Source organism: Thauera sp., from assembly GCF_034003485.1.
Taxonomy (GTDB): Bacteria; Pseudomonadota; Gammaproteobacteria; order Burkholderiales; family Rhodocyclaceae; genus Thauera.
This window is the reverse complement of the sequence record NZ_JAVEYL010000019.1, coordinates 70518-88219: the sequence shown is the minus strand read 5'-3', so window position 1 is coordinate 88219 and position 17702 is coordinate 70518. Positions and strand designations below refer to the sequence as shown.

Sequence of the window (17702 nt, the reverse complement as noted above, 5' to 3'; positions counted from 1 at the left end):
GCGGTGGTGAAGAGGGCTTCGATCTGGTTGTTCATCGGGTGCGAGGTCGGCGTCAGTGTCGGGCGGTTGTACCACCGCAGATCATGTTTGTTGAGAAGTCAATTTCCACTGGAAACGGCATAGAGCCAGTTCGGCAGCGCGGACGGGCGGCGCCCGCCCTGTTCTTCAGCCCTCATGGATCCGGAGTCGGGTTTGTCAGGCCGCGCATTATCCTCCGCATTGCCCCGTGCTGACGCAGCGGTGCGACAATATGCGCCTTCGCGCCCGCCCCACCCCACCCGTCACCCCGCCTGTCACCCCACTACGACCATGCCCGCCCACACCATCGCCGCCGTCGTCTACAAGCCCACCGACAACATAGAGGCCCTGCTCGCGCTTGCAGCGCGTGCGCTGGCCGAACGCGGGGTGCGGCTCGGCGGCGTGCTGCAGCACGACATCCCCACGGTCATCGACGACCCGTGCGCGATGCAGCTCGAGAACCTCGAAACGGGCGAAAGCATCCCGCTGTCGCAGGATCTCGGCCGCGGCTCGGTGTCGTGCCGGGTCGATCCCGATGCGCTGGCGCGCGGCTCGGTGGCAGTGCGCGGCGCGCTCGAACGCGGCGTCGATCTGGTCATCATCAACAAGTTCGGCGCGCAGGAGGTGTTCGGCGCCGGCCTGCGCGACGAGATGGGCGAGACGGTGCTTGCCGGCGTGCCGCTGCTGACCGCAGTGGGCGAGCGCTTCCTGGACGAATGGAAGCAGTTCACCGGCGACGAGTGCGCCCTGCTGCCACCCACGCTCGAGGCCATCCTGCAATGGTGGTCCGAACAGCAGGCAGCAGGTTGAGCGGTGGATTGCCGCCCCGGTTGTGCCGCCTGCTGCATTGCACCGTCGATCTCCTCGCCGATTCCCGGCATGCCCCACGGCAAGCCCGCCGGCGTGCGCTGCGTCCAGCTCGACGAGGCCGACCGCTGCCGCCTGTTCGGCGACCCGCGCCGCCCCGCCGTGTGCGCCAGCCTGCGGCCCGCGCTGGAGATGTGCGGCGCGGATCGGGCGCAGGCGATGCACTATCTGACCGAACTCGAAGCGATGACATCGACCTGAGCGGCGACACACCATCCCGCAGCGCAATATTCCCGCCGCTATAATCCCCGCCTCTGCCTACCGCCCGACCTCCGCCGCATGGACCTCTCCCTCCTCCTCATCGCACTCGTCCTCGGCATCGTCGAAGGCCTGACCGAATTCCTGCCGGTGTCCTCCACCGGGCACCTGATCATCATCGGCGATGCCCTCGGCTACAACGATGACACCAGCAAGGTGTTCAAGATCGTCATCCAGCTCGCCGCCATCCTCGCCGTGTGCTGGGACTACCGCGAACGCCTGATCAAGGTCGCCAGCGGGCTCACCACCGAGCCCGCCGCGCAGCGCTTCGTGGGGCTGCTGTTCATCGCCTTCCTGCCCGCGGCGGTGCTCGGGCTGATGTTCCATTCCACGATCAAGAGCCTGCTGTTCAACCCGATCACGGTGGCGACCGCGCTCGTGGTCGGCGGCCTGATCATCCTGTACGTGGAAAAGCGCGCCTACCACCCGCGCATCAACGATGTGGACGAGATGCGCTGGAGCGATGCGCTCAAGGTCGGCTTCGCCCAGGCGCTGGCGATGATCCCGGGCACCTCGCGCTCAGGCGCGACCATCATGGGCGGCCTGATCTTCGGCCTGTCGCGCAAGACGGCCGCCGAGTTCTCCTTCTTCCTGGCGATCCCGACCATGTTCGCCGCGACCGCCTACGACCTGTACAAGAACTGGGCGCTCTTGCGGCTCGAGGACCTGCCGGTGTTCGCGGTCGGCTTCGTCGCCTCCTTCGTCGCCGCGATGTGGGCGGTGAAGAGCTTCATCAAGTTCATCTCCAACCACACCTTCATCGTCTTCGCCTGGTACCGCATCGTGTTCGGCATCTTCGTGCTCGCGACCTGGTACTTCGGCTGGGTGGAATGGTCCGAAGCCTGATGGAGCACGCACCATGATCATCTACCTGCACGGGTTCCGTTCCGCCCCGGCTTCGATCAAGGCGCAGGCGCTCAAGGCGCGCATGGTCGAGCGCGGCCTCGCCGACCGCTTCTGGTGCGAGCAACTGCCGGTGTCGCCGCGCGCCGCGATCGCGCTCGCCGAAGCCGCAATCGCCCGCGCCCGCGCTGAGGGGCTGACGCCCACCGTGGCCGGCAGCTCGCTCGGCGGCTACTACGCCACCTGGCTGGCCGAACGCCACGACCTGCAGGCCGTGCTGGTGAATCCGGCGGTGGTCGCCCCGCTCGAGCTCGGCGCCTACGTCGGCATGCAGGACAACATGTACACCGGCGAACGCTTCGAATTCACCCGCGGCCACATCGACGAACTGCGTGCGCTCGAGGTGCCCGCGATCACCCGGCCGGAACGCTACTGGCTGCTGCTCGAGACCGGCGACGAGGTGCTCGACTACCGCCACGCGGTAGAAAAATACGCCGGCGCCCGGCAGACCGTGCTGGAAGGCGGCGACCACGGTTTTTCGTGCTGGGGCGACTATCTCGACGCGGTGATTACCTACGCCGGGCTCGACGACACGAGTTCCCTCGCCGGACTCGGCCAGATGACTCCCCGCGCTGGACTCGACACAGGCGACACACGATGAGCACGAACGACCGCAACGCCCCCGCCGCCGCAGCGCCACCCGGCTTCGACGCCCGCCGCTTCAAGGCCATGGAGCGCGCCGGCTTCAACCGCATTGCTGCGCGCTACGCTGAGGGCGCACACCTGCGCACCGACCTCGCCGCCGCACTGCTCGAAGCCGCTGCGCTCGTGCCCGGCCAGCGCGTGCTCGACCTCGCCAGCGGCCCCGGCCTGCTTGCCCGTGACGCCGCGCTGCGCGTCGCCCCCGGCGGCACCGTGCTCGCCACCGACATCGCCGAAGGCATGCTCGCCGAGGGCGCGCGCCGCTGCGGCGAACACGCCGACACCCCCTGCTTCGCTGCCGCGGATGCCGAGCACCTGTGCCTGGCCGACGCCAGCGTGGACCGCGTGCTGGCAGGGCTGGCGCTGTTCATCTTTCCGCACCCCGAGCGCGCGCTCGCCGAGATGCAACGCGTGCTCGTACCCGGCGGCCGGGTCGCGCTGTCGGTGTGGGGGCTGCGCGAAACCGTGCCGCTGATCCACCGCGCCCAGGACACCATCGCACGCCTGCTGCCGCCCCCCAAGGTCGCGCGCCCGTCGGTGTTCCAGTACGGCGATGCTGACGTGCTGGCCGCCACGCTCGAGGCCGCCGGCTTCGACGACATCGACATCCGGCCGTGCGATTTCGCCTGTCATTTCATCGACGCCGAAGCCTACTGGCAGGCCTTCCTCGACCTCGCCGGCGGCGCGGCCGAAGCACTCGGCCGCCTGCCCGAGGCCACCCAGGCCGGCTTGCGGGCAGCGGTCACCGACGACCTCGCCGCTCATTGCTGCGATGACGGCCGCGGTGGCTACCTGTTGCCGGCGCGCACCCTGATCGCCTCGGCGCGCCGTCCGGGCTGACGGCCTGCAACCCAGCCGCTCGACGCGCTCCATCTTGCCGGGCGCGCGCCGCCCTTTCTGTGGGCACCACCCTCCCCGCTTCCCGCCCCTGCCTGACGCCGTGCCCGACACCCGCTCCCAGCCTCACCCCGCCGCAGCCGCAGCCGCAACCATCGCGCCGACACCCGTGCCCGACCCGAACACGGTGCGCAACGGCATGCTCGCCGCGCTCTTCGCCTTCATCGTCTGGGGACTGGCACCGCTGTATTTCCGCGCGCTGGGCAACGTGCCGCCGTTCGAGATCGTCGCCCACCGCGTGCTGTGGTCCGCGCTCCTCCTCGCCGGCCTGCTCGCCTTCGTGCCCTTCACCGGCGGGTTCGAGCGCGTGCGCGCCGTGTGGCAACAGCCCCGCCTGCTCGCGCTGCTCGCCCTGACCTCGCTGCTCACCAGCAGCAACTGGCTGGTGTTCATCTGGTCGATCGATGCCGGGCGCCTGCTCGAGGCCAGCCTCGGCTACTTCATCAACCCGCTGGTCAGCGTCGCGCTCGGCGCAATCTTCCTCGGCGAACGCCTGCGCCCGCTGCAGGCAGTGGCGGTGGCGGTCGCCTGCGCCGGGGTCGGCTGGCGCGTGTGGCAGCTCGGCAGCCCGCCGTGGATTCCGCTCTTCCTCGCCGGCACCTTCGGGCTCTATGGCCTGCTGCGCAAAAGGGCACCGGTCGACGCGGTCAGCGGCCTGTTCGTCGAGACCTTGCTCGTTGCCCCGCTCGCGCTCATCTGGCTGGGCTGGCTGTACCAACACGGCACGCTGTCCTTCGGCAGCGGCCAGCTCACCGACTGGCTGCTGCCGCTCACCGGCGTCATCACCGCGGTGCCGCTGATGATGTTCGCGGTGGGTGCGCGCCGCCTGCCGCTGGCCACCGTCGGCTTCCTGCAGTACATCGCGCCCAGCCTCAACTTCCTGGTCGCCGTCCTGCTCTTCCGCGAGCCCTTCGACACCACCCAGCTCGTCGGCTTCGGCCTGATCTGGCTCGCGCTCGCGGTGTATTCCGCCGACCTGTTGCGGGCCGGACGCAGGGCGGCCAGGGCTCGCTAGGCCGCGGGGCCGGGGCGGGGGCCGCCAACTTCATGAGCGCCGAGGTGGAGGACGTCGCGGGGGAACCAAGGCGACGCATGTTTGAGGCGCGCAGCGCCGAGTTTGCGTCGCCGCCCCCGCGCCGACCTCCACCGAGGGCAGCCCGCAGCGAAGCGAAGGGCCGCGAATGCAGGCGGCGCCCCCCGCCCCGGCCCCGCGGCCGGCTCGGAGGCGCGCCGAGCCCGACGCCCCGGAGACCCAGCCGGCCGACACACCCGGCCAACGCATCGGGCGATAGGGCCGGCGGCCCGAATCCAGTAGACTAGTGCGCTAGCTTTCTTCAGGCGGATGCCGATGTTCGTGCTGTATGAAGAGGACGGGGCCTTCAAGGCCGGCACGATCCTCGCCGATAACGAAGCCACGCTGCAGGTCGAGAACACCCACGGCAAGCGCGTGAAGCTCAAGCGCGCCCATGTGCTGATGGAGTTCCGCGAACCCGGCCCCGCCGACCTGCTCGCCCGCGCCGACGCCGACGCCGAGGCGCTCGACGTCGAATTCCTGTGGGAGGTGTGTGGCGACGACGAGTTCGCCTTCACCGACTTCGCCGCCGAATACCAGGGCCGCAAGCCGACCGCGGTCGAATCCGCCGCCGTGCTGCTGCGCCTGCACTCGGCGCCGATCTGGTTCCATCGCAAGGGCAAGGGACGCTTCCGCAAGGCGCCGGCCGACATCCTGCAGGCCGCGCTCGCCGGCCTCGAGAAGAAGCGCCAGCAAGCCGCGGCGATCGAGCACATGCGCGCTGAGCTCGTCGACGGCCGGATGCCGCCCGAGCTCGCCGCGCTGCTGCCGCAGGCGCTTTATCGCCCCGATCGCAACCGCGCCGAGATCAAGGCCCTGGAAGCCGCCTGCGTGGACAGCGGACTGTCGGCCGCGCGCCTGCTGTTGAAGTGCGGCGCGCTCGCATCGAGCTACGACTTCCACTACAACCGCTTCCTGTTCGAGCACTTCCCCGAGGGCACCAACTTCCCCGCCATCGAGGCGGCCTCCCTGCCCGGCGACCTGCCGCGCGCGGACGTAGCCGCGTTCTCGATCGACGACGCCTCCACCACCGAGATCGACGACGCCTTCTCGGTGACGCCGCGCGCCGGCGGCGGCTGGCGCATCGGCATCCACATCGCCGCACCCGCGCTCGGCTTCGCGCGCGGTTCGGGCGTGGACGCGATCGCCCGCCGCCGTCTGTCCACCGTCTACATGCCGGGCAGCAAGATCACCATGCTGCCCGACGAGGTCGTGCAGACCTTCACGCTCGCCGAAGGCAGCGACTGCCCGGCGGTGTCGCTCTACCTGGACGTCACCCCGGGGCTCGCCATCGTCGGCGAAGAGAGCCGCGTCGAGATCGTGCCGATCGTGGCCAACCTGCGCCACCACGACATCGAGCCGGTATTCAACGACGAGACCGTGCATGGCGAAGGCCCGGACTTCCAGTGGAAGCGCGAACTCACCCTGCTGTGGGATCTCGCCACCGTGATGGAGGCTGGCCGCGGCAAGGCCGCCGGCAACGAGGATCGCATCGACTTCGGCTTCAGCGTGGACTGGACTCAGGACACCGCCGACGGCCCGGGCCTGGTCAGCATCAGCCGGCGGCTACGCGGTTCGCCGATGGACAAGCTGGTCGCCGAACTGATGATTTACGCCAACATGACCTGGGGCAAGCTGCTCGACAAGGCCGGCGTGCCGGGCCTGTACCGCGCCCAGGGTGGCGGCAAGGTGCGCATGACCACGGTCGCCGCGCCGCACGAGGCGCTGGGTGTGGACTGCTACGCGTGGTCGAGCTCACCGCTGCGGCGCTATGTGGACCTGGTCAACCAGTGGCAGATCGTCTCGGTGCTGCAGGGCACGCCGCCCGCATTTGCGCCCAAGTCGGCCGACCTGATGGCAGCGCTGCGCGACTTCGAGCTCACCTACGCCGAGTACGCCGAATTCCAGCGTGGAATGGAACGTTACTGGTGCCTGCGCTGGCTGCGCCAGCATGGTCGCGGCGAGGTCGAGGCCACCGTGCTGCGCGAGAGCGTCGTGCGCCTGACCGAGATCCCGCTCGTGTTCCGCGTCCCCTCGATGCCGCTGCAGATGACAGGCAGCCGGGTGAAGCTCTGCGTGGAACACACCGACTTGCTCGACGTCGAAATCGAGGCACGCTTCCTGCGCACCCTGTCCGAGCCCGATCCCGACACGGTGACGGAGGCAGGCTTCGGTTTCGCCTGAGCCCCCAACGCCCCAGCCACCATGTCGCAGGCTGATCCGCCCTCTTCCGCCCCGATCGCCGGGCCCGCGCGTGCGGGTGCGCTGACGTTGGCCGACCGCCTGCGTCGCTTCGGCGGGCCGCTGCTCGTTGCTGCCTTTGCGCTCTCGCTCGCCCTCCACGGCCTGCTCTTGCTGATCCAGTTCCGCCTGCCCGAAAGCAAGCCGGTGCGCGACAAGGGCCTGGAGGTGGTGCTGGTCAACACCCGTCACGCCAAGGCGCCCGACAAGCCCGACGTGCTCGCCCAGGCCAATGTCGACGGCGGCGGCAACACCGAGCAGAACGTGCGCCCGAGCACGCCGCTGCCGCCGCAGCCCACGCGCCGCGACGGCGATGCGCTGATCGAGGCCAAGCGCCGCACGCCCGAGCCCGTGCGCGACCAGAAGCAGGTGATCACTCGCGAAAAAGCGCCCGCCAAGGTCGCTGCCGCGCCGAAGAAGGTCGAGCAACCCTTGCCCAAGCCGGAACCGCCGCCGCAGGTCAGCGGCCTCGACCTGCTCGACAGTGCCGCGGCCGTCGCCCGCCTCGAGGCGCAGATCGACCGCGACCTGCAGGAGCTGGCCAAACGCCCACGCAAGAAGTTCATCGGCGCGCGCGCGCAGGAATACCGCTTCGCGCAATACGTCGAGGACTGGCGGCAGAAGGTCGAGCGCGTGGGTACGCTCAACTATCCGGACGCCGCGCGCGGCAAGCTCTACGGCAGCCTGCTGCTGTCGGTGTCGATCCGCGCCGACGGCTCGGTGGACAAGATCGGCGTACAGCGCAGCTCCGGCCACAAGGTGCTGGACGAGGCCGCGGTGCAGATCGTGAAGATGGCGGCGCCCTACGCCCCCTTCCCGCCCGACATCCGCAAGGAATACGACATCATCGAGATCACCCGCACCTGGAAGTTCGAACGCAGCGACCGCGTCCGCGCCTACTGACCACGAGACCCGCCCATGGACCGCTACGCCGTCATCGGCAACCCGATCGCCCACAGCAAGTCGCCCCAGATCCACGCCGCGTTTGCCCGCCAGACCGGGCAGGAACTGAGCTATGAGGCGCTGCTTGCGCCGGTGGACGGCTTTGCGCAGACCGTCGCCGACTTCCGTGCCCACGGCGGGCGTGGCCTGAACGTCACCGTCCCCTTCAAGCTCGAGGCCTTCGCGCTCGCCGATCGCCACACCGCGCGCGCGCAAGCGGCGGGCGCGGTCAATACGCTCGCCTTCGGCGCCGACGGCATCCACGGCGACAACACCGACGGTGCCGGGCTGGTGCGCGACCTGAGCGCCAACCTGAACCTGGAACTCGCCGGCCGCCGCATCCTGCTGCTGGGCGCCGGCGGCGCCACGCGCGGCGCGCTGCTGCCGCTGCTCGACAGCCGCCCCGCCCGCCTCACCATCGCCAATCGCACCGTCGCCAAGGCCGACGTGCTGGCCGCGCTGTTCGCTGCGCGCGCGGGCGACACCGCGCTCGATGCCTGCGGCTTCGACGCGCTCGCCGGCCGCCGTTTCGACCTGGTCATCAACGCCACCGCCGCCAGCCTCGCCGACGAGCTCCCGCCGCTACCCCCCGGCCTGTACGCCGAGGGCGCACTCGCCTACGACATGATGTACGCCCGCGCGCCCACCCGCTTCATGCGTGCCGCGCTCGCCGACGGTGCGGCGCGGGTGGCGGACGGGCTCGGCATGCTGGTCGAGCAAGCGGCGGAGAGCTTCACGCTGTGGCGTGGCGTACGTCCCGACAGCGCTCCGGTGCTGGCCGAGTTGCGCCGCCAGATCGACGCGGGCTGAGCCCGCAGCGCCGGCCGAATTCATGAACAGGATGCGACGCGCGCTCACCTGGCTCGGCCGCGGCCTCGCCGTCGCCCTGTTGTTGCTGCTGTTCTGGCAGGCGGTGCTGCTGACCCAGGTGATCTGGTGGAGCCGCTTCGACCCCGACAGCACCAGCTTCATGCGCATCCGCCTGGCCGAGCTGCGCAAGGCCGACCCGAAGGCCGAGCTGCGCCACCAATGGGTGCCTTACGAGCGCATCTCGATCCACCTCAAGCGCGCGGTGGTCGCGGCCGAGGACGACCGCTTCCTCGACCACGCGGGTTTCGACTGGGAGGGCATCGAGCGCGCGCTCGAACGCAACGCCGAGCGCGGCCGCATCGCCTCCGGGGGCTCGACCATCAGCCAGCAGCTCGCCAAGAACCTGTTCCTGTCCTCGTCGCGCTCATGGCTGCGCAAGGGCCAGGAGGCAGTGATCACGCTGATGATCGAGACCACCTGGGACAAGCGCCGCATCCTCGAGGTGTATCTGAACGTGGCCGAGTGGGGCAACGGCGTGTTCGGCGCCGAGGCCGCCGCGCGCCGCTATTACGGACGCCCGGCTGCCAGCCTGGGGCCGGGCGAGGCCGCGCGCCTGGCCGTGATGCTGCCCAATCCGCGCCACTACGAGCGCAACTACGGCCCTCGGCTCGCGGCCCACGCCGCGCGCGTGCAACGGCGGATGATCCATTCGCAGGTGCCTTGAAGTCCAAGGCCGTCGCGCTGCGGGCCGACGACAAAATTTCGCACTGCAACAGAATCGGCGACCCCGTCGCGCAAGCGAGCCCGTAGAATTCGGCCTGTCCGCTCCAGCCTGCCACCCGCGCGATGACCGAGCCCGAAGACCTCCACCCCGACGACGTCCAGCACCACCTCCGCGAGGTGCAGGAACTGCTCGCCCGCCAGAAGGTGGTGGAAGACCTCGTCCATCGTCAGGACATGCCGCGCCACGCGCTGGTCGAAAACCTGGTGCACAAACAGCACGAGGCCGGCCTGCGCGCCAAGCTCGAAAGCCTGCACTCGGCTGATATCGCCTACGTCCTCGAAGCGCTGCCGCTCGACGAGCGCCTGTACGTGTGGGACCTGGTGAAGGCCGAGCGCGACGGCGAGATCCTGCTCGAAGTCTCCGACGCGGTGCGCGAGTCGCTGATCGAAACGATGGCGCCGGAGGAACTCAAGGCCGCAGCCGAATCGCTCGACGCCGACGAACTCGCCGACCTCGCACCCGACCTGCCGCCCGAGGTCATCGAAGACGTCTTCCAGTCGCTCGACAGCGAAGGCCGCGATCAATTGCGCGCGGCGATGTCTTACCCCGAGGACTCCGTCGGCGCACTGATGGACTTCGACATGGTGACGGTACGCGAGGACGTCACCCTCGAAGTGGTGCTGCGCTACCTGCGCCTGTTCGATGAGCTGCCCGACCACACCGACAAGCTCTTCGTCATCGACCGCGACGACCACCTCAAAGGCATCCTGTCACTCGAATCGCTGCTGATCACCGACCCCGAGACCCTGGTCGCGGACGTGATGCGCAAGGAGCCGGTGATCAGCTTCACCCCCGAGGACGAGGCCGACGACGCGGCGCAGGCCTTCGAGCGCTACGACCTGGTGTCCGCGCCGGTGATCGACACCGAGAAGCGCCTGATTGGCCGGGTGACGGTGGCCGAGGTGGTGGACTACATCCGCGAGGAATCCGAGGCCGAGATCCTGAGCCACGCCGGTCTGCGCGAGGAGGAGGACATCTTCGCCTCGGTGTGGGATTCGGTGAAGAACCGCTGGGCGTGGCTGGCGGTCAATCTGGTGACTGCCTTCGTGGCCTCGCGCGTGATCGGCCTGTTCGAGGACTCGATCGAGAAGCTGGTGGCGCTCGCCGCGCTGATGCCGATCGTGGCCGGCATCGGCGGCAACTCGGGTAACCAGACGGTGACGATGATCGTGCGCGCGATCGCGATGGGTCAGGTCGAGCAGTCGGCGATGACACGGCTGCTCAAGAAAGAGCTCGGCGTGGCGCTGATCAACGGCGTGGTGTGGGGCAGCCTGCTCGGGGTGCTGGCGTGGTGGCTGTACGGCAACGTCGAGCTCGGGCTGGTGATGACCGGGGCGATGACGCTGAACCTGCTGCTGGCGGCCTGCGCCGGCGTGCTGATCCCGATGCTGCGCCAGCGCCTGGGCGCCGACCCGGCGCTCGGCGGCTCGGTGATGATCACCGCGCTCACCGACTCGGGCGGGTTCTTCATTTTCCTGGGGCTGGCGACGCTGTTCCTGCTGTGAGCAGCGGGGCGCCCGACGCGGCGCCCCTGCTTGAATCAGCCCAGCTTCGCAAACACCTCGCGCGCCGCCGCCACGGTGGCGTCGATCTCCGCCTCGCCATGCGCCGCCGACACGAAGCCGGCCTCGAAAGCAGAGGGCGCAAAGTAGTGACCTGCTTCCAGCATGGCGTGGAAGAAGCGGTTGAAGCGCTCCTTGTCCGCAGCCATCACATCCGCGAACGACGCCGGTACCTTGTCGGCGAAATAGACGCCGAACATGCCGCCCACCGAATCCGCACTGAAGGTCACGCCAGCATCGCGCGCCGCCGCGGACAAGCCTGAAACCAGGCGCTGCGTGCTCGCCGCCAGGCGCTCGTAGAAGCCCGCCTCGCGCGTCAGCTTCAGCGAGACCATGCCCGCCGCCACCGCCACCGGGCTGCCGGACAGCGTGCCGGCCTGGTAAACGCTGCCGAGCGGCGCGATCCTTTCCATGATGTCGCGACGCCCGCCGAAGGCGCCCACCGGCATGCCGCCGCCGATCACCTTGCCGAGCGTGGTCAGATCGGGCGTGATGCCGTACAGGCCCTGCACGCCCTGCGGGCCGACACGGAAGCCCGTCATCACCTCGTCGAAGATCAGCACCGCACCGTACTCGGTGCAGATTCGGCGCAGGCCCTCGAGGAAACCGGGCGCCGGCTTGATCAGGTTCATGTTGCCGGCCACCGGCTCGACGATGATCGCGGCGATCTCGTCGCCGCGCGCCTTGAACACGTCCTCGACCTGCTGCAGGTCGTTGTAGTCGAGCACGATGGTGTGCTTGGCGAAATCCGCCGGCACGCCGCCCGAGGACGGGTTGCCGAAGGTGAGCAGGCCGGAGCCGGCCTTCACCAGCAGGCTGTCGGCGTGGCCGTGGTAGCAGCCCTCGAACTTCACGATCGCGTCGCGGCCGGTGAAGCCGCGCGCGAGCCGGATCGCGCTCATCGTCGCCTCGGTGCCGGAGCTGACCAGGCGCACCATCTCGACCGAAGGCAGCAGCGCGCAGATCAGCTCGGCCATGTCGACCTCGCTCTCGGTCGGGGCGCCGAAGGACAGGCCCTTGAGCGCCGCCTCGCGCACCGCCTCGACGATGGCCGGGTGGGCGTGACCGGCGATCGCCGGGCCCCAGGAGCCGACGTAGTCGATGTAGTCCTTGCCGTCGGCGTCCCACACGCGCGCGCCTTCGGCGCGCTCGAGAAAGCGCGGCGTGCCGCCAACCGAGCGGAAGGCGCGGACGGGCGAATTGACGCCACCGGGGATCGTGCGCTGGGCGCGCTGGAAGAGGGTTTCGTTACGGCTGGTCATGGCAGAGTGTTCCTGTGCTGCGTGCGAAAGGCGGCATTGTCGCGCCGCGCACGCAACCGGTCCACCGTGCAGGTCAAGAACTCAGAACAGCGCGCGGTAGGCCGCAGCCCGCGCCGCCGGATCGTCGGCACCAAACACATCGCTGACCACCGCGAGCAGATCAGCGCCGGCGGCCAGCACCTCGCCGGCGTTGGCGAGCGTGATGCCACCGATCGCCGCCACCGGCAGGCCGAGTTCGCGCTTGGCACGCGTGATCAACGCGAACGGTGCGGGCGGCGCATTCGGCTTGGTGACTGACGGGAACATCGCACCGAAGGCGATGTAGTCGGCCCCGACCTCGGCGCCCTCGGTGGCACGCGCCCAGTCGGCGTAGCAGGTCAGGCCGAGGATGCGATGCGCGCCCAGCGCCGTGCGCGCCCCGACCGGCGGGCCGTCGTCGCGGCCCAGGTGCGCGCCGTCGGCATCGATCTCGAGCGCCAGCGCGAGGTCGTCATTGACGATGAAGGGCACGCCCGCCGCCCGGCACAGACGCTGCAGCGCGCGCGCCTGTTCGCGGCGCAGCGCGGCATCGGCGGTCTTGTTGCGGTACTGCAGCAGCGCGGGCTTTCCCGCCAGCACCTGCTCGGACAGGGCGAGCAGGCAGGCGGTGTCGGCGATGTCGGGGGTCACGGCATAGAGGCCGCGCAAGGCGCCCGGCACCGACACGGGCTCAGCCCCCGGCGCCACGCCGCGCGCGGGCGCCCCGGCCTGTAGCTCAGACATCGTCCTCGCCCTTGCCGCGCGCCCAGAAGAAGCGGTCGGGCAGCGCCCGCCCCATGCCGGCGCGGTAGGCGTGGCGCAGCGCCTGCTGGGTGAATTCCTGCGCCTCGCGCACCGCCTCCGGCAGCGCCATGCCATGGGCAATCGCTGCCACCGCCGCGGCGGCCAGCGTGGTGCCGGCACCGAGGTGGCGGCCCGGCAGGCGCGGCCAGGCATCGGTGCGGACGACGCCATCGTGACCGAACAAGGTGTTCACCACCTGTGGCCCGTGCTCGCCGCCGCCCGTCAGCAGGATGAACTCGGTGCCGCCGCCGAGAAGACGGGCCAGCGCCTCGTCGATGCCCGGGTCGTCTGCGGCCTCGTCACCCGCCGCGTCGTCATCGTCGCCGTCATCCTCGCCCCCCTCGTCATCCGGCCTGATATCGACCACCCCGGCCAGCCGGCACAGCTCGTGGCGATCGGCAACCAGCAGCGTGGTCTGCGGCAGGATCAGGTCGGCGAGCGCCGCCACCACCTCGTCGCCCTCCTCGCCGAGCAGCACCGCGGCGTACAGGGCCGGCTCCACCACCAGTGGCACCTCCGGATAGTCGGAGAGCATCTCCGCGATCAGGGCGACGTTCTCGACGCTGCCGCAAAAACCGAGCTTGAAGGCGGCGACCGGCACGTCCTCGAGCACCGCGCGCGCCTGCATCGACAGCAGTTCGGGCTCGACTGGCCACACTTCATCGATGCCGCGGGTATCGCGCACCAGCGCGGCGGTCTGCACCGGCAGCGGATGGCAGCCCATGCTGGCGAGGGTCAGGATGTCGGCGGCCAGCCCGCCGCCGGCGGTGGCGTCGCCCGCCGACAGGCACATCACGCAGGGCGGCGTTTCGGGAATCGCAATCGGCATGAGCGAGAAATGCACCACGGAAGGCATCCGGGGGGATGCGTTAAGATGCGTGGGATTCTACCGCCAACCCTCAAGTAAAGCTGACTCATGGCCGATACCCCCTACAAGACCTGGATGTGTCTGATCTGCGGCTTCATCTATGACGAGGCCGACGGCCTGCCCGATGAGGGCATCGCGCCGGGCACGCGCTGGGAAGACGTTCCGCCGAACTGGACCTGCCCGGAGTGCCACGCGCGCAAGGAAGACTTCGAGATGATCGAGATCTGAGCCAGCCGGCTCGGATCGCTTTTTTGCTTCGACAACGCATCAGGAACACAGCATGGACATTGCCGGGCTGAAGGTGATGGTGATCGACGACAGCAACACGATCCGGCGCAGCGCCGAGATCTTCCTCACCCAGGCGGGCTGCCAGGTGCTGCTCGCCGAGGACGGCTTCGACGCCCTGGCCAAGATCACCGACCATCACCCCGACGTGATCTTCGTCGACATCATGATGCCGCGCCTGGATGGCTATCAGACCTGCGCGCTGATCAAGAAGAACCCGCGCCTGTCATCGACACCGGTGATCATGCTGTCGTCGCGCGACGGCCTGTTCGACCGCGCCCGCGGGCGCATGGTCGGCTCGGACGAATACCTCACCAAACCCTTCACCAAGGACAGCCTGCTCAAGACCGTGGCCAGTCACGCTGCCACGGGCCGGGCCGCTGCATCACCCGAACGCTGAGCAGGGCAGGACCCAAGACATGACGATTCGCAAGATTCTCGTGGTGGACGATTCACCCACCGAACGCCTTGCCCTCAACGACGTACTGACGCGCAACGGTTACAACGTCATCACCGCGGAGAACGGCGAGCAGGCCATTGCCCGCAGCGAGACCGACAAACCCGACCTGATCCTGATGGACGTGGTGATGCCGGGCATGAACGGCTACCAGGCCACGCGCACGATCTCGCGCAAGGAGGCGACGCGCGACATCCCGATCATCATGTGCACCAGCAAGGGCCAGGACACCGACAAGATCTGGGGAATGCGCCAGGGCGCACTGGCCTACCTGGTGAAGCCGGTCGACCCCGACGAACTGCTCGCCCGCATCCGGGCGATGGGCTGACCGGCATGGCCCGCAGCAGCCTGCGCGAATTCCAGGAGCGGCTCGCCCGTCGGCTCGCCGAAGCGAAGACGGCCGAGCATCGCGGGCTGCTCGGCTTCCAGTGCGGCAACGAGAACTGGCTGATCCCGCTGCCGGAAGCCGGCGAGATCCTGCCGCCGCCGCCGCTGTCTGCCGTGCCGCTCACCCGCCCGTGGTACCGCGGCCTCGCCAACGTGCGCGGCACGCTCTACGGCGTGATCGATTTCGCCCAGTTCAACGGCCAGCCACCGACCGTCCCCGCCGGCCGCGCGCGCCTGCTGCTGGTGGGCGCCCGCCACGGAATCCATAGCGCACTGCTGGTGTCGTCGTCCACCGGGCTGCGCAGCCAGGACGACTTCGAGCGCGATCCCGAGGCCGACGATCGGCCCTGGGTTGCCAGCCGCCTGCGCGACCTGCAAGGGCGGCCCTGGCTGCGCGTGGACTGCGCCCGACTGCTCGCCCAGCCGAGTTTCCTCGACGCCGGACTCGAATGAGCCGCCCTGCATCCTGCCTCGCACCATTCATCGGAACTGAGCACGCAACATGGCACTGAAAATGTTCGCCAGCAAGAAGGCCCCCGCAGACGCGGGCGGCGTGGAAACCACCACCATCATCGAGACCAGCCCGCGCACGCCGCGATCGGCTACGGCCGCGCCGCTCAGCCCGGCGGGCGGCAAGCTGCGCGCCTTCGGCCTGCTCTTCGCCCTCTTTGCGGCCGGCAGCGCCGGCCTGCTCGTCTATCAGTTGCGCAACTCCGCACAGGCAACCCTGCAGGTGAGCGCAGCGAGCGAACTGCAGACGCTGTCGCAACAGATCGCCAAGTCCGCCCAGTTGGCCCGCCGTGGCGATGCCGCCGCCGTGACCGAACTGAAGCAGACCCGCGCCCGTTTTGCCGAACTGCTGCAGACGCTCGACGCCGGCGGCCCGTTCGCGGGTACCGAGCTACCGCCGGTGCCGGGCGATGCGCGTGCACCGCTGCAGGCCCTGGGCGAAACCTGGAAGCAGACCGCGGCCAGCACCGGCCAGCTCGTCGAACAAGGCAGCATCTTCGTCGCGCTCGCCGCGGCCGTGGAGACCATCAATGCCGACAACGCGCCCCTGTTCGCGAGCAGCGACGCGCTCGTGCGCAGCCTGCTCGCAAGCGGCGCCCAGGCGGACACGATCAGCGCCGCCTACGGCGTGATTACGCACGCCCAGCGCGCCGCTGGCCACGCCAATGCGCTCATGGTCGCCGACGCGGCCAACCCCGAAGTCGCGACGACCCTGGCCGCAGACGCCGACCGCCTGCGCGCACTGCTCGCCAGCCTCAAGCAGGACACCACGGGCACGCTGCACAGCGAGCTCGTCGCCGACCTGGAGGCGGATGCCGGCGCCACGCTGTTTTCCGTCAACAGCATCGTCGCCAGCACCCACCCGCTGATGCTGGCCAAGGAGGCCGCCAGCAGCATCGCCCGCGACTCGGTGCCGCTGCTCGCGCGCAGCGCGGCGGTGACCGAGGCGCTCACCCGCAGCGCCAGCGGCTTCGGTCCGCTGCACATCGGTGCTGCCGCAAGCGCGCTGCTCGCCCTGCTCTCGCTGTTGATGATGGCGCGCGCCTATGGCGCCGACGCGGCTGCCCGCCGCCTCGAGACCGAGCACCAGCGCCAGCACGCCGAGGACGAACGCAACCTCACCCAGCAGGCCATCCTGCGGCTGATGAACGAGATGGGCGACCTCGCCGACGGCGACCTCACCATCCGCGCCACCGTCACCGAAGACATCACCGGTGCCATCGCCGACTCGGTCAACTACACCATCGAGGAGCTCTCGGTGCTGGTGCGCCGCATCAACGACGCCGCCTCGCGCGTGACCAACGCGACCGAATCCGCCCGCCACACGTCGAACGAGCTGCTGGCCGCCACCGAGCGCCAGTCGCAGGAAATCGAGGAAGCCGGCGCCACCACCGAGCGCATGGCGCAGTCGATGACCGACTCGTCCGAGCGCGCGCTGCAGTCTGCCCAGGTCGCTCGCCGCTCGCTCGACGCGGCACGCAAGGGCGCCGACGCGGTGGAAAACACCATCCGCGGCATGAACGACATCCGCGCCCAGATCCAGGAGACCGCCAAGCGCATCAAGCGTCTGGGCGAGTCCTCGCAGGAGATCGGCGAGATCGTCGAGCTCATCTCCGACATCACCGAGCAGACCAACGTCCTCGCGCTCAACGCCGCGATCCAGGCCGCCACCGCCGGCGAGGCCGGGCGCGGCTTCACCGTGGTCGCGGAAGAAGTGCAGCGCCTGGCCGAACGCTCGGCCGAGGCCACAAAGCAGATCGCCGCCATCGTCAAGACCATCCAGACCGACACCCAGGACGCCGTCGGCGCGATGGAGAACGCCACCCGCAACGTGGTCGAGGGCGCCCAGCTGTCCGACGCCGCCGGCCAGGCGCTGGCCGAGATCGGCGAGGTGTCGACCGAAACCGCAAGCCTGATCGAGCGCATCTCCACCGACACCCAGGAACAGGCCGCGACCGCCGGCCGCGTGGCCGCGACGATGAAGGACATCCTCGCGGTGACCGAGCAGACCTCCCTCGGCACGCGCCAGACGGCCGTGTCGATCGGCCAGCTCGCCGAACTCGCCGTCGAGCTCAAGGGCTCGGTTTCGGGCTTCAAGGTGTGAACGAACGGGTC

19 protein-coding genes are annotated in these 17702 nt (G+C 69.6%); 16 read left to right on the top strand and 3 right to left on the bottom strand.

The genetic code is table 11. The annotated features are described in order from the left end of the window. The first annotated feature begins 309 nt into the window (after nucleotides 1-309). From RBT54_RS12255 to mgtE, 11 genes are all read left to right on the top strand, one after another. Nucleotides 310-828, top strand: coding sequence for a DUF2478 domain-containing protein (locus RBT54_RS12255; protein WP_320367351.1), 519 nt, complete (start codon nucleotides 310-312; stop codon nucleotides 826-828). Nucleotides 829-831: 3 nt separating this feature from the next. Then, entirely contained in the window at nucleotides 832-1086 is a 255-nt protein-coding gene (locus tag RBT54_RS12250) for a YkgJ family cysteine cluster protein (protein WP_320367350.1), read from the top strand. A 78-nt stretch (nucleotides 1087-1164) separates the two neighbouring features. Beyond that, a complete protein-coding gene (locus tag RBT54_RS12245; RefSeq protein WP_320367349.1) occupies nucleotides 1165-1989 on the top strand; it encodes an undecaprenyl-diphosphate phosphatase in 825 nt (274 codons plus the stop codon). A gap of 13 nt (nucleotides 1990-2002) precedes the next feature. Continuing rightward, nucleotides 2003-2647: a YqiA/YcfP family alpha/beta fold hydrolase gene (locus tag RBT54_RS12240; protein WP_320367348.1), complete on the top strand. Its 645-nt coding sequence runs from the start codon at nucleotides 2003-2005 to the stop codon at nucleotides 2645-2647. Beyond that, on the top strand, nucleotides 2644-3528 hold the full coding sequence (locus RBT54_RS12235; protein ID WP_320367347.1) for a methyltransferase domain-containing protein: 885 nt from the start codon (nucleotides 2644-2646) through the stop codon (nucleotides 3526-3528). Before RBT54_RS12240 ends, RBT54_RS12235 begins: the two co-directional genes overlap by 4 nt. Nucleotides 3529-3724: 196 nt before the next feature. Further along, nucleotides 3725-4600 carry an EamA family transporter RarD gene (gene rarD, locus RBT54_RS12230; RefSeq protein ID WP_320367354.1) on the top strand — a complete coding sequence of 292 codons (876 nt, stop codon included), beginning with the start codon at nucleotides 3725-3727 and terminating at the stop codon, nucleotides 4598-4600. 333 nt (nucleotides 4601-4933) lie between these two features. Further along, nucleotides 4934-6841 (top strand): ribonuclease catalytic domain-containing protein, encoded by a 1908-nt coding sequence (locus tag RBT54_RS12225; RefSeq protein WP_320367346.1) that lies wholly within the window; start codon nucleotides 4934-4936, stop codon nucleotides 6839-6841. Nucleotides 6842-6862: 21 nt separating this feature from the next. Next, a complete protein-coding gene (locus RBT54_RS12220; protein ID WP_320367345.1) occupies nucleotides 6863-7801 on the top strand; it encodes an energy transducer TonB in 939 nt (312 codons plus the stop codon). A 15-nt stretch (nucleotides 7802-7816) separates the two neighbouring features. Next, the gene (gene aroE, locus RBT54_RS12215; RefSeq protein WP_320367344.1) at nucleotides 7817-8650 is read left to right on the top strand and encodes a shikimate dehydrogenase; all 834 of its coding nucleotides are present in this window, start codon (nucleotides 7817-7819) and stop codon (nucleotides 8648-8650) included. 31 nt (nucleotides 8651-8681) lie between these two features. Then, nucleotides 8682-9374: a monofunctional biosynthetic peptidoglycan transglycosylase gene (gene mtgA / locus RBT54_RS12210; protein WP_320367353.1), complete on the top strand. Its 693-nt coding sequence runs from the start codon at nucleotides 8682-8684 to the stop codon at nucleotides 9372-9374. Nucleotides 9375-9496: 122 nt separating this feature from the next. Beyond that, nucleotides 9497-10939, top strand: coding sequence for a magnesium transporter (mgtE, locus tag RBT54_RS12205; protein WP_320367343.1), 1443 nt, complete (start codon nucleotides 9497-9499; stop codon nucleotides 10937-10939). Between the two features lie 35 nt (nucleotides 10940-10974). On the opposite strand, the gene hemL is transcribed toward mgtE, so the two are convergent. The 3 genes from hemL to thiD all read right to left on the bottom strand — a co-directional run bounded on the left by hemL (nucleotide 10975) and on the right by thiD (nucleotide 13909). Further along, nucleotides 10975-12258, bottom strand: a complete 1284-nt coding sequence (gene hemL / locus RBT54_RS12200) for a glutamate-1-semialdehyde 2,1-aminomutase (protein ID WP_320367342.1) — start codon at nucleotides 12256-12258, stop codon at nucleotides 10975-10977. A gap of 81 nt (nucleotides 12259-12339) precedes the next feature. Further along, nucleotides 12340-13020: a thiamine phosphate synthase gene (thiE, locus tag RBT54_RS12195; protein ID WP_320367341.1), complete on the bottom strand. Its 681-nt coding sequence runs from the start codon at nucleotides 13018-13020 to the stop codon at nucleotides 12340-12342. After that, on the bottom strand, nucleotides 13013-13909 hold the full coding sequence (gene thiD / locus RBT54_RS12190; protein ID WP_320367340.1) for a bifunctional hydroxymethylpyrimidine kinase/phosphomethylpyrimidine kinase: 897 nt from the start codon (nucleotides 13907-13909) through the stop codon (nucleotides 13013-13015). The genes thiE and thiD overlap by 8 nt, the downstream gene beginning before the upstream one ends. Before the next feature lie 114 nt (nucleotides 13910-14023). Between thiD and RBT54_RS12185 the strand changes: the two genes are divergently transcribed. From RBT54_RS12185 to RBT54_RS12165, 5 genes are read left to right on the top strand one after another with little or no spacing between them, the layout of a single operon-like run. Further along, nucleotides 14024-14176 carry a rubredoxin gene (locus tag RBT54_RS12185; RefSeq protein WP_413788446.1) on the top strand — a complete coding sequence of 51 codons (153 nt, stop codon included), beginning with the start codon at nucleotides 14024-14026 and terminating at the stop codon, nucleotides 14174-14176. 52 nt (nucleotides 14177-14228) lie between these two features. Then, entirely contained in the window at nucleotides 14229-14633 is a 405-nt protein-coding gene (locus RBT54_RS12180) for a response regulator (protein WP_320367338.1), read from the top strand. 19 nt (nucleotides 14634-14652) lie between these two features. Next, complete coding sequence (locus RBT54_RS12175; RefSeq protein ID WP_320367337.1) at nucleotides 14653-15018, top strand: response regulator; 366 nt, start codon at nucleotides 14653-14655, stop codon at nucleotides 15016-15018. 5 nt (nucleotides 15019-15023) lie between these two features. Next, complete coding sequence (locus tag RBT54_RS12170; protein WP_320367336.1) at nucleotides 15024-15530, top strand: chemotaxis protein CheW; 507 nt, start codon at nucleotides 15024-15026, stop codon at nucleotides 15528-15530. 49 nt (nucleotides 15531-15579) lie between these two features. Beyond that, on the top strand, nucleotides 15580-17691 hold the full coding sequence (locus tag RBT54_RS12165; protein ID WP_320367335.1) for a methyl-accepting chemotaxis protein: 2112 nt from the start codon (nucleotides 15580-15582) through the stop codon (nucleotides 17689-17691). The last annotated feature ends 11 nt before the right edge of the window (nucleotides 17692-17702 follow it).